This is a genomic window from Bacillus sp. GMa5/1, assembly GCF_050172015.1.
GTDB classification, from domain to species: domain Bacteria; phylum Bacillota; class Bacilli; order Bacillales; family Bacillaceae_G; genus Bacillus_A; species Bacillus_A cereus.
The window spans coordinates 1-11,280 of sequence record NZ_JBNLYC010000133.1 but is presented as its reverse complement, the minus strand read 5'-3'; the positions used below and the strand labels follow the sequence as shown (position 1 = coordinate 11,280).

Below are 11,280 nucleotides of genomic sequence, written 5' to 3'. Positions count from 1 at the left end.
GAGACATATAGTATCATTAGATTCCGGACCGAATGGTCCGGAATCATGTGTGAATATATTTAAAAGGAGAAATTTATGCAGAAAGAAAAATTAAAGATTCTAGGCAATTTAATTAGGGGGATAATAAAGTGAACTTTATAAAAACGAATAAAAAAGATCTTATTATGTTAGTAGTTTTTACAATGTTTGTAATACTTCAGATTGGCGTCCTCATATTAGTAGGAGTATCACTTTTAACTAATGTAAATTTAGTTGAATCAGAATTTGCCAATACTGCCGCCGCTTTTATTGTACCTGCTATTATAGGTATAAGTTTCTATAGGAAAGAAATTATTCAAAGTTTTTCTTATTTTAAAGAGAAAACAATTTTGAAAGTAGTAAGTATTCCTATGGTGGTTTTACTTACGGGAATTCTAGAAAAATTTGTTACGAAATTTCTAGTAAATACAGATCAGTCAGTGAATCAAGATGCCGTTAATCAAGCCGCTTCAGAGGTACCTTTTATATTTGCATTGATTTTAGTTGGTGTTGCAGGTCCAATAGTCGAGGAAATTGTATTTCGTCATATATTAGTAAATAGATTTTCTAGTTATGTTGGTACTGCTATTGCATCAATCATTTCCATTCTAATTTTTACAGTTCTTCATTCACAAAACCTTTCCGATTTTGCTATTTATTTACCAGGCTCGGTGATATTTACTGTGGCTTATCTTATTTCTAAAAGATCCCTTGCATATATCATAGCAATACATGTGTTAAACAATGTCCTTAGTTTAATTCTGTAAGAAACTAGATTGCTTTCTGTCACCTTAAGGTTTTAGACTATTTTTTAAGTTAAAAACACGTTACTATTTTCTTATGTAAATAATGAAGACCTAGTTCTAATTTGTAACATTGAAGAAAAGAGTACAAGTGAACTAACTTCTCACTTAAAAGAAATATTCGATATTCCATATGTTAATTTTGAAGGTAAGAACATAAATAACGTAAAGAAAATAGCTATCGTTGCAGGTTGTGGCGACAAAGTAAGTTGGATGGAGGAAGCTGAAAAAAGAGGAGTTCAAGCCTATATCACTGGCGAAATCCATTGCCATATTGATAACGAATATGGTAAACAAAGATACAAACAAATGATGGATTATGTTTCTAATACTTCGATGTCTTTAATCGGCGTTTCCCATTCTGCATCAGAATATCTGGTCCATAAAACATTGATGAAGGAATGGTTTGAGAATAACTTTGATATTGAAACAGTTTTAATTCCACAGGAAAAATGGTGGTTATAAAGTTATTAAGTAATATTTAAAAGAGCTTGGGAATTCAAGCTCTTTTTTTCGAATTTAGCTGAGAATTATATCGTGAAAACTAGATGTTTCAGTCTATGCATATTGCTGAAGTTTTAGGTCTAGCACCCCAAAAATGAAAAAACAAGCGGAATTTTCATAAATAACTGTAAAAAAGTAAAATTCTCGTTATGGGGGTGTCTTAAAATCTTAGCTTGATGGGCATGGGGCCCGCCCCACAACCATCAACTTAAGGATTTAAACTATTTTTATGAATATGCACCAAAAACAAGAGTTATATCGATTTTTCTCATTTTGGGGTATTTGTTTTTCTTAGATTGATGGTGATGAGGCACTACTCTATAATGATCAAATTAAAATTTAAAATAGTTATAGAGACTCCATTTCTCGGAAATATTGTAACTATTAAGTTGTAAAAAAAACCGTAGTTTTTCATTTTTGAAAAGGCTAGGGTCCTTTTTAGTTGTAGCAAAGATATAATGGGAGGAAGTTTTTCTAAATCAAAAAAATTCGATTAATAAGTTGCATAATAAACTCACTAGCGTATATACTATAAACATCAAAAAAAGTTGATGAAGGGAAGTGAACTACAGTGGCACAAAATTTTCAGTTATATGAGAAAAAGTTTAAAGCGTTGGCTGATCAAAAACGTTTAGAAATCATGTATGAGCTTTGCCAGCGGGGCCAGACGTGTGTATGTGATTTGACAGAAGTTTTTGAAATGACACAATCTAAGCTGTCCTATCATTTAAAGATTTTATTAGACGCAGGTTTAATTGTAAAAGAAACAAAAGGTACGTGGAGTTATTATGATTTAAATGATGCGGAAGTGAATAATTTGTTATCAGAAGAATTGTGCTGTATCTTTAGAAAAACAGGTAAAGGTAGTTGCTGTTAAAATTTTGAGTCATTAATCAAAAAAAATTGATTAATAATATATAAAGAGGAGGAATAAGGTATGAGATATGTTCACGTCGGTATAAACGTTACGGATTTAGAGAAGTCTATTGAATTTTACGAAAAGGTATTTGGTGTGTCACCAGTTAAGGTGAAGGTGGATTATGCAAAATTTTTATTAGAGACGCCAGGACTTAATTTCACGCTGAACGTAAGAGATGAAGTGAAGGGAAACCAAGTAAATCATTTCGGTTTCCAAGTGGATACAGCTGAAGAGATTACATTGCATAAAGAAAGATTAGAAAAAGAAGGGTTCTTTGCACGTGATGAGATGGATACGACTTGTTGCTATGCAGTACAAGATAAGTTTTGGGTAACAGATCCTGACGGGAACGAGTGGGAATTCTTTTATACAAAAGCACAGAGTGATGTTCATAAAATTGAAGATCCATCTTGTTGTACGACTTCTAACGTAGTAGAACAAAATTCTTGTTGTTAATAGGAGATGGAAAATAAAATGAAACGTTTATCTTTTCTAGATCGATATTTAACACTATGGATTTTTCTAGCTATGGCTGTTGGGATTGGTTTAGGGTTTGTGTTTCCTAGTGTAGTAGACGGACTACATACATTACAGGTTGGAACGACGTCTATTCCACTTGCTGTTGGTTTAATTGTAATGATGTATCCACCATTAGCGAAAGTTCGCTATGAGGAAATGGGCCGAGTATTTAAAGATGTAAAAGTGTTAGTTCTATCTTTAGTACAAAACTGGATTATTGGTCCGGTACTTATGTTTGTGTTAGCAATTATTTTTCTTCCTGATAAACCAGAATACATGGTTGGTCTCATTATGATTGGGTTAGCACGTTGCATTGCGATGGTCATTGTTTGGAACGATCTTGCCGATGGAGATAAAGAGTATGCGGCAGGTTTAGTTGCTTTTAATTCGGTATTCCAAATGCTTTTTTTCTCAGTTTATGCATACGTATTTGTAACTGTAATTCCAGAATGGTTAGGGATTGAAGGTGCTATTGTCGATATTACAATGATAGAAGTAGCAAAATCAGTATTTATCTATTTGGGAATTCCTTTTATAGCAGGTATGTTGACACGCTTTGTACTAGTTAAGTTAAAAGGAAGACAGTGGTATGAAAAGGTGTTTATACCTAAAATTAGTCCACTTACATTACTTGCATTGCTATTTACGATCGTCATTATGTTTTCTTTAAAAGGAGAGATGATTGTTAGCGTGCCACTAGATGTGGTAAGAATAGCGATTCCGTTATTAATCTATTTTATTGTAATGTTTTTTGTATCTTTCTTTATGGGAAGAAAAATTGGTGCAAACTATCCGGTGACGACAACATTAGCATTTACAGCAGGTAGTAATAACTTTGAGTTAGCAATTGCTGTAGCAGTTGGGGTGTTTGGTATTCATTCAGGCGCAGCATTTGCAGCAGTTATCGGACCATTAGTTGAAGTACCTGTAATGATTGCACTTGTAAACGTCGCTTTTTGGTTTAAGCGTAAATATTTTAATGATCAACCAGCATAATTTAAAAACAAAGGCGGAAAACAACATGGAAAACAAAAAGACAATCTATTTCTTATGCACAGGAAATTCATGCCGAAGCCAAATGGCAGAAGCATGGGGCAAACAATATTTAGGTGATAAATGGAATGTATATTCTGCAGGAATTGAAGCACATGGAGTAAATCCAAATGCAATTAAAGCAATGAACGAAGTAAATATCGACATAACAAATCAAACATCAGATATAATTGATGCAAACATTTTAAATAGTGCTGATTTAGTCGTTACGCTGTGTAGTCATGCGGATTCTGTTTGTCCATCTACCCCGCCGCATGTAAATCGTGTTCATTGGGGATTTGATGATCCAGCAGGAAAAGAGTGGTCCGAATTTCAACGTGTTCGTGATGAAATTGGTGAACGTATAAAGCGATTTTCTGAAACAGGGGAGTAAATAAAGGAAAGAGTCAATCTTCTATCTTATAGGGGATTGACTCTTTTTTATTATGTATTTCATTTACTTATCGCATCGCTTTAAAACCACTCTTGAAAATAATACAGAATATTATGTGAAAGTGGTAAAGTTAGAATAGAACAGTTTAAAAAAGGGGATGTAACGTATGATCTGTGAACTAAGCAAGAATGATTTTTATAGGTGTAATAGTTTAGTGAATGAACAAGGTCAATTAGAGGTACGTGCTGTAATTGCAGGAGTGAACCCTGGTCGTATATTTGTAGATAATAGTACTGCTCCTAATTCGGGACTTATTTGGTTAGGTAATAATGATGGATTCTTCTTCATTGGAGATTCTGCAAATGAAGAGTTTAATAAAGAAATGAATCATTTTATTAATAATGTAATAGTACCTGAGGCGAGGAAGGTAGGACTAGATTGCTTTGAAGGAATCGGTAATCATTCAAAATGGAACAAAACAATTGAAAGAATATTTCAGCACCGTAAATTAAAGAGTTGGAATCAAAGAGTGTATACGCTAAGAAAAGAGGATTATGACAATCATCATGAGCCTAAATTTGAACAGGGATATACTGTGCTGAAAATGAGTAAAGCTCTCTATGAAAATAATAACAATACATTTAAGAATATTGATTTTTTACAATCAAAAATTTTAGAGTTTTGGTCTTCACCGGATTGTTTTTTCGATGAGGGAATCGGTTATTGCGTTGTTTATGATGATCTAATTGTAAGTGTATGTTTTTCAGGTTTTGTATTTGCAAATATACATTGTATAGATATTGAAACGATAAAAGGTCACCAAGGGAGAAAATTAGCTCAAAAGATAGCGCATAGTTTTGTGAAAGATTGTTTGGAGAATGATATTATTCCATATTGGGACTGTATGGAATTGAACAAGCCTTCTGTTGCAGTTGTGGAAAATGTAGGGTTTACAAATGTATTTAACTATGTGGGATATTATTTTTTATTTGAATAATCTAGGTATACTTTACAATTTACACTTTGAGGTTGCCCAATCATTATATATATCTACAATTTAAAAAAGAAAGCATATGAGGTGTCCGAAAATGAAAATACAAATAGTATTGTTTGATGGTTTCGGAGAACTTGTCTCTTTCGCACCGTTTGAGGTACTGAAAAGAGCGATAGAAGAAGGGGCTCCATTTACAATTGAATTCGTTTCGAGTGAACAAAAACAAGAAGTTACGACTTCATTTGGAGTTACGGTTAAACTACATGATTTTTTACGAATGGATAATAGGCCAGATTTGTTAATTGTACCTGGTGGTGGCTGGAATCATAAAGCAGAGCATGGGGCACGAAAGCAAGCAGAGCTTGGTACTTTGACCGAAATGATTAGCGAGATGCACAATGCAGGAACAATTGTTGCTGGTGTGTGTACAGGAGGTATGCTATTAGCTGCCTCTGGTATATTGAACGGTCGAAAGGCAACGATGCACTATTTGGCACAGGATGAAATGAGTGAATACGGGGCAGAGCTTCTTCATTACAGAATTGCGGATCAAGGGGATATTATCACTGCAAGAGGAGTTACTTCAGGAGTTGATTTGGGACTTTGGATCACGGAAAGATTCGCAAGCCCTAAAATTGCGGCTGCCGTTGAATACAGAATGGAATATGAGAGGCGAGGTGTTGTTTGGAAGTAATTTGACTTCTTTTTTATCCCGCATTAACGGGCAGTAAGACTCCCACCACAAAATTCAACGAATGGGAGGGCTGCCCGTAAAAAACCAATGGATATGTACTAATAATCAGTGGGGGTGACAAAACTCCTACTGATTAAAGTTTCATTTTATAATTTTTCACCTTATTAAAAGTAGATTTGTTAGAAAGGATAATCATTTATTGATATAATGAATGGATGCGTGGCAGGAAATAGATAGAAAGATACTGCTAGTAATTTATACTTAAAATGTAGGGAGATTGAACAGAGTTATGGGGACAGAAAAAGAAATTAGTTCCGCTAAATTAATATGGAAGATGACGCGCCCACATACATTAACGGCGACGTTTTCTCCTGTAATTTTAGGAACAGTGGCATCACTTTATATTGCCAAAATTGATTGGCTGTTATTTATTGCGATGATGGTTGCATGTTTAGCATTGCAAATAGCAACGAACTTATTTAATGAGTACTATGATTTCAAACGTGGATTAGATACCGCTGAATCCGTTGGCATCGGTGGTGGAATTGTCCGTCATGGATTGAAGCCAAAAAATGTGTTAACAGTTGCGCTTTTATTGTATGTAGTAGCAGCTTTTATTGGCATTTATATTTGTATGAATAGTAGTTGGTGGTTAGTGGTTATTGGTTTAATTGGGATGGCAGTTGGCTATTTATATACAGGTGGTCCACTACCAATTGCGTACACCCCGTTTGGAGAATTAGTTTCTGGATTGTTAATGGGGACATGTTTTGTACTCATTGCTTTCTTTATTCAAACGAATACTGTAACGATTGAAAGTGTATTGATTTCCATTCCAATTGGAATTTTAGTCGGTGCAATCAATATGTCGAATAACATCAGAGATATCGAAGAAGATATTAAAGGTGGAAGAAAGACATTAGTAATCCTCCTTGGGAGAGAGAAAGCTGTGGTAACACTAGCGGTAGCCTTTTTCATTGCGTATTTATGGATTGCCGTAATTGTATTAATGGGTTATATAAGCCCTTGGGCATTAGTTATGTTCCTAGGTTTGAGAAAGCCAATTTCTGCGATTCAAAGTTTCCAAAAAGGGGCAAAGGATCCCGGATATATGCGCATCGCAATGAAATCAACAGCAATGACAAATACGATTTTCGGCTTCTTATTGTCAGCAGGATTATTAATTAGTTATTTGTTTTAAATAAAAAATATTGTTACGTGACTAAACCCCAATTTCTCGATTTTAATATGGAGAGATTGGGGTTTTATTTTTATAGCGTGTATTTTCCCTTTTAATCAAAAGCAAACTTTAAAAACAAATAAAAATATCAAGCATGTGAGCATCAAGAACGGAAGTGCATGAAATATACATCTTTAGCTTGATGGGTATGTGGCGGTACCCCTATGCCAATCAAGCTAATATTTTGAAATGCCCCAAAAACGAAAATTTTATCTTTTCATAGGTGTCCATGAGAGTTGAACTCATTTTTTCGTTTTGGGGTAATTTTGAATTCTTAAATTGATGGCAATATGGTGAGACCCTTTAATCATAATTAGCATTATGATAATCGTTATTTAAGCTGGGCACTCTTCCATGGGGACGATATTCTATGTGAAAGGTATTATGTTATTACTTGTACTGAGGCTCTTCATGTTCAATTTGTTGAAGACGAGGATTTAAAGATTCAATAATTTCTTGAGTTTGTTGTGCTGCACCTTTATATAATTGTTTTGCTTGCTTGTTATCAGTATCAAGAACAAATCCTTCTAGGCATGCTTGAGCACTCTTTAATCCAGCGATAGTTTGTTTAAGTTTAGTACTTACTGTCATGTAGTATTCCTCCTTGTAAATGTACTTCAAAATATAGAGTGCCTATTTTATTATCATTGTACGACTTCCAATTTTAGGGTTATGCGAATGAGAAATTTTATAGTTAATCATTCAAAGAGGGATTTTTTTAGCTAATAGATGCATGGAATAGTTTTGTCCCAATAACAAAAACTAACAGAAATAAAACGATAATATATAAAGGAGATTAAATGTGCTGAAAAAGATAAGAAGAATTTTCCGAGTATTCCTCTTTTTATTTATCGGTGGATGTTTAGTTCTGTTTGTTTGGGGTGAAATTGACAGAACGATAGCAGAAAAAAATGGGGTATTTAGCCAAAAATCTAGTCAATACCCTATGCGTCAAAGTGATATTATTTTGTATACAGATGGGAAACAGTTAAACAATCAACTATTCTCAGATATAGAGCAAGCAAAGCATTACGTGCATGTTAACTTTTTTTCTATTGCTGATGATAAAGTAAGCCATCAGTTTCTAGAGTTATTGCGGAAAAAAAGTCAAGAAGGTGTAGAAGTATACTATGCTTTGGACAGGTTAGGTGGAATTTTACTAAAGAAAAAGGAAAGAGAATTATTAGTTAAAAAAGGAGTTCATTTTACATATTACAATAAACCTGCTTTCCCTTATCTTTTTTCTTCTTTGGATCATCGGAATCATCGTCGTATTTCAGTTATTGATGGAAAGGTTGGTTACATTGGTGGATTCAACATTGGAAAGAAGTATTTGGGAGAAAAAGAAAAACTTGGTTATTGGAGAGATTATCATCTTCAAATACGAGGAGAAGGAGTTCAAGATTTAGAACAACAATTTGTATTAGACTGGAAGAGAAACTCAGAGAAACCGATTCCGATACACAATGCGGTAAAGGAAAAGGGAGCAACCTCGCAACGATTTACTGCATATTATAGTGGAGAAAAACTTGGGCAAGATTATAAAATGCTGTTTCAACAAGCAAAAGAATCCATTATTATATTAACACCTTATTTTATACCAAAAGACAGAACTATTTGGAACGCATTAGTAGATGCAAGAAAGAGGGGAGTCCGTGTCAAAATTCTATTCTCACCTCATTCGGATGCACTATTAGTTAAAGAAGCAGCATATCCATATATCCGAAAAGCATTAAAACAGGGGATGGAAGTATATGGTTACAAAAATGGGGTGTTACACGGTAAAGTATTTTTGATTGATGAAAAAGTATTGATGGTTGGGACCGTGAATTTTGATTCACGTTCGTTTCATTTAAATGAGGAAATGAACTGTTATATTCATGACCCTATCTATATTTCGAGAATAAAGCCAGTGGTTAATGCAGACTTACAAAATTCAAAGCAAGTAACATCCTCTGACGTCAACCAATTATCTATAAAAGAAAAAATAAAAGAAAAGGTTGCAAAAATGTTTGAGTATTATTTGTAAAGACAATGTATTTTTATACTTGGATAACAGGGGCTATATGCTTAGTGATTTTACATATTTTCCATGGAATCAGCTGGGCAGTTGCTACAAGTTCGATAGAAAAGGCTGTGATTGATGTATTCCACGATCTCTTCGTGGAGAAGCAATGGCATGGCTTTAGGACCAGTATTAGATCTTTGGGTAATAAAATCATTTTCATTCTATTATCTATTTCTTCTATGTACAGGATTAGCACTTGTTGCATTCATACTTGTACTTGGTACAAAAATACCATCAATTCAACATGCATCAAAAAAACGCTAAGCAAAAATACAATAAGCTGCCCATATGGACAGCTTATTTACATAATTTTCGTTACAGGTAGTTCATTATTTATAAGTTAAACTCATTTATTTTTTACTCTCTTTACTTGACTTTGTTATGGAAGAAAAAGTATAAATTACAAGGGCTAACCAAATAAAGGTAAAAGCTATAAAATGAGCTTTTGTTAACGTTTCGTTATAAAGAAAAACACCGGCTATTAGTGACAGAGTTGGTGAAATATATTGGAGAATACCAAGCATAGATAATGAAACTTTTTTAGCACACTTTGTAAATAATAAAAGTGGTAGAGCTGTTACTATGCCACTCCCTATTAATAATAAACTGGTTGAAACAGAATTGAAAAATTGTATTTGAGATTGAAACATCAAGTAAGTCAAATATACTAACGCAATAGGCGAAATTACCATCGTTTCAAGTGTTAATCCAATGACTGAATCTGTTTTAATCATTTTTTTGGCTAAACCATAAAATCCAAAGGTAAGCGCCAAACTAAGAGAAATCCAAGGAATCACACCATAATGGAACGTTAGTGTTAATACACCAATGCCTGCTAATATAAATGCAAGAATTTGAGAACCACTTAACTTTTCTTTTAATGCGATTACACCGATTAACATACTTGTTAAAGGATTAATGTATTGACCAAGACTTGCTTCTAATATTTTTCCATTAAGCACTGCCCACATAAAGATACCCCAGTTTGAACTAATCAGTACAGAAGCAATAATAAGTGACAAAACTAATTTTGGATTTTTAACAATTTCTTTCATGAATTCAACATATGTAGACCATTTCTTCATGAAAAATAAAAGTACAAGCATAAAAATAAAGGACCAAAAGACTCGTTGTGCTAGAATTTCTCCTGAAGATACGTGTTGAATAAGCTTCCAGTAAATTGGAGTAATACCCCACATAATATAAGAAAGTACTGCAAACACAATGCCATCTTTTTCATTATTTAATTTCATTCTGAGCCTTCTTCCTAAATATTTAAGTGTTAAATTACCTGGTTTGTTTTAAATAACTATTAGTAGTAGGGTAGCAGGGAAAGTAGTGGTGTAATCCACTTTTTCTTTTTCGATAACTCTATTCATTTTTTATACATTCCTATCCTGGCATGGTTTTTGGGTTATTGGATTAGTAGAAAAACTGTATAAAATCTAGTATACTCCTAGCATGTTGTTTTCTTAGGTTGATGGCGGTATCCCATCAACCTAAGAAAACAGGTCACCCCCAAAATGATAAATAGGCTTTTTTCACAATAAAACCTAAAAATTTCGTTTTGGGGGTGTTATAAAACTTTATCTTGATGGAAATGGGGCGGTACCCCTGGTTTTAAGTTAAAAAAACCCCCGGAAATAAACCTTTTATAAATATGATTATTTTATTTCGAGGGGCTCCTTATAAATCTTAGCTATATATTTTACGAAATCAATGACGGGATAGTGTATGAGGGAACGGTGCTGCGTAAAACGGATCCCTTCTTTTTCCATTTTTGAAATGAGTTGTTCAATTTCCAACTCTTTTTGTTGTATCCTATTATAATTTTGATATACAATGTTTTTCCATTGATAGGAAGAACCGTGAAAAAAATTCTCCCCTTTTACCCTGTGACTAAATATAATTTCTATTTTTTCTCTTCGTTGTTTTTCCTTCATATGCGCTTCCGTTGACTGCATATTTATCGCCTCTTCCCTTTTTGTTGTATACTGTTTCACAAAATTTGGTCTAACTCATCATAGCCAATGTGTATTAAGCTTGTTGGGAATTGTCGTTTAAGGCTATCTCATCAACTATATTTTTTTCAAGC

General features: G+C 33.7%; 12 protein-coding genes and 2 pseudogenes. 11 read left to right on the top strand and 3 right to left on the bottom strand.

What is annotated here, in order from left to right:
- The first annotated feature begins 128 nt into the window (after positions 1-128).
- The 9 genes and pseudogenes from ACQGSG_RS22275 (at position 129) to menA (ending at position 7,078) form a co-directional block, all read left to right on the top strand.
- The gene (locus ACQGSG_RS22275) at positions 129-785 is read left to right on the top strand and encodes a CPBP family intramembrane glutamic endopeptidase (RefSeq protein ID WP_426948028.1); all 657 of its coding nucleotides are present in this window, start codon (positions 129-131) and stop codon (positions 783-785) included.
- Positions 786-869: 84 nt separating this feature from the next.
- Positions 870-1,286 (top strand): annotated as a pseudogene (locus ACQGSG_RS22270) (Nif3-like dinuclear metal center hexameric protein); the annotation flags it as partial.
- Between the two features lie 610 nt (positions 1,287-1,896).
- Positions 1,897-2,202 carry an arsenical resistance operon transcriptional regulator ArsR gene (arsR, locus tag ACQGSG_RS22265; RefSeq protein ID WP_002026021.1) on the top strand — a complete coding sequence of 102 codons (306 nt, stop codon included), beginning with the start codon at positions 1,897-1,899 and terminating at the stop codon, positions 2,200-2,202.
- A 60-nt stretch (positions 2,203-2,262) separates the two neighbouring features.
- Complete coding sequence (locus ACQGSG_RS22260) at positions 2,263-2,700, top strand: ArsI/CadI family heavy metal resistance metalloenzyme (RefSeq protein WP_001270993.1); 438 nt, start codon at positions 2,263-2,265, stop codon at positions 2,698-2,700.
- Between the two features lie 18 nt (positions 2,701-2,718).
- Positions 2,719-3,759 (top strand): ACR3 family arsenite efflux transporter, encoded by a 1,041-nt coding sequence (arsB, locus tag ACQGSG_RS22255; RefSeq protein WP_000826532.1) that lies wholly within the window; start codon positions 2,719-2,721, stop codon positions 3,757-3,759.
- Positions 3,760-3,784: 25 nt separating this feature from the next.
- Positions 3,785-4,189, top strand: coding sequence for an arsenate reductase (thioredoxin) (gene arsC / locus ACQGSG_RS22250; protein ID WP_000428354.1), 405 nt, complete (start codon positions 3,785-3,787; stop codon positions 4,187-4,189).
- 166 nt (positions 4,190-4,355) lie between these two features.
- Positions 4,356-5,186: a GNAT family N-acetyltransferase gene (locus ACQGSG_RS22245; RefSeq protein WP_000562836.1), complete on the top strand. Its 831-nt coding sequence runs from the start codon at positions 4,356-4,358 to the stop codon at positions 5,184-5,186.
- Between the two features lie 91 nt (positions 5,187-5,277).
- On the top strand, positions 5,278-5,877 hold the full coding sequence (locus ACQGSG_RS22240) for a DJ-1/PfpI family protein (RefSeq protein ID WP_000701557.1): 600 nt from the start codon (positions 5,278-5,280) through the stop codon (positions 5,875-5,877).
- A 289-nt stretch (positions 5,878-6,166) separates the two neighbouring features.
- Complete coding sequence (menA, locus tag ACQGSG_RS22235) at positions 6,167-7,078, top strand: 1,4-dihydroxy-2-naphthoate polyprenyltransferase (protein ID WP_000536355.1); 912 nt, start codon at positions 6,167-6,169, stop codon at positions 7,076-7,078.
- A 429-nt stretch (positions 7,079-7,507) separates the two neighbouring features.
- Here the strand turns inward: menA and ACQGSG_RS22230 are convergent, their stop codons facing one another.
- Positions 7,508-7,708: a DUF1657 domain-containing protein gene (locus ACQGSG_RS22230; protein ID WP_000218933.1), complete on the bottom strand. Its 201-nt coding sequence runs from the start codon at positions 7,706-7,708 to the stop codon at positions 7,508-7,510.
- Positions 7,709-7,919: 211 nt separating this feature from the next.
- Between ACQGSG_RS22230 and ACQGSG_RS22225 the strand changes: the two genes are divergently transcribed.
- Both ACQGSG_RS22225 and ACQGSG_RS22220 read left to right on the top strand, forming a co-directional pair.
- Positions 7,920-9,146, top strand: a complete 1,227-nt coding sequence (locus ACQGSG_RS22225) for a phospholipase D-like domain-containing protein (protein WP_426948024.1) — start codon at positions 7,920-7,922, stop codon at positions 9,144-9,146.
- A pseudogene (locus ACQGSG_RS22220) lies at positions 9,134-9,443 on the top strand (MFS transporter); the annotation flags it as partial. The gene ACQGSG_RS22225 and the pseudogene ACQGSG_RS22220, both read left to right, overlap by 13 nt.
- Positions 9,444-9,535: 92 nt before the next feature.
- On the opposite strand, the gene rarD reads toward ACQGSG_RS22220, so the two are convergent.
- Both rarD and ACQGSG_RS22210 read right to left on the bottom strand, forming a co-directional pair.
- A complete protein-coding gene (gene rarD / locus ACQGSG_RS22215; protein WP_050821970.1) occupies positions 9,536-10,438 on the bottom strand; it encodes an EamA family transporter RarD in 903 nt (300 codons plus the stop codon).
- A 411-nt stretch (positions 10,439-10,849) separates the two neighbouring features.
- Positions 10,850-11,149, bottom strand: a complete 300-nt coding sequence (locus tag ACQGSG_RS22210) for a hypothetical protein (protein WP_001191994.1) — start codon at positions 11,147-11,149, stop codon at positions 10,850-10,852.
- Positions 11,150-11,280: the final 131 nt, after the last annotated feature.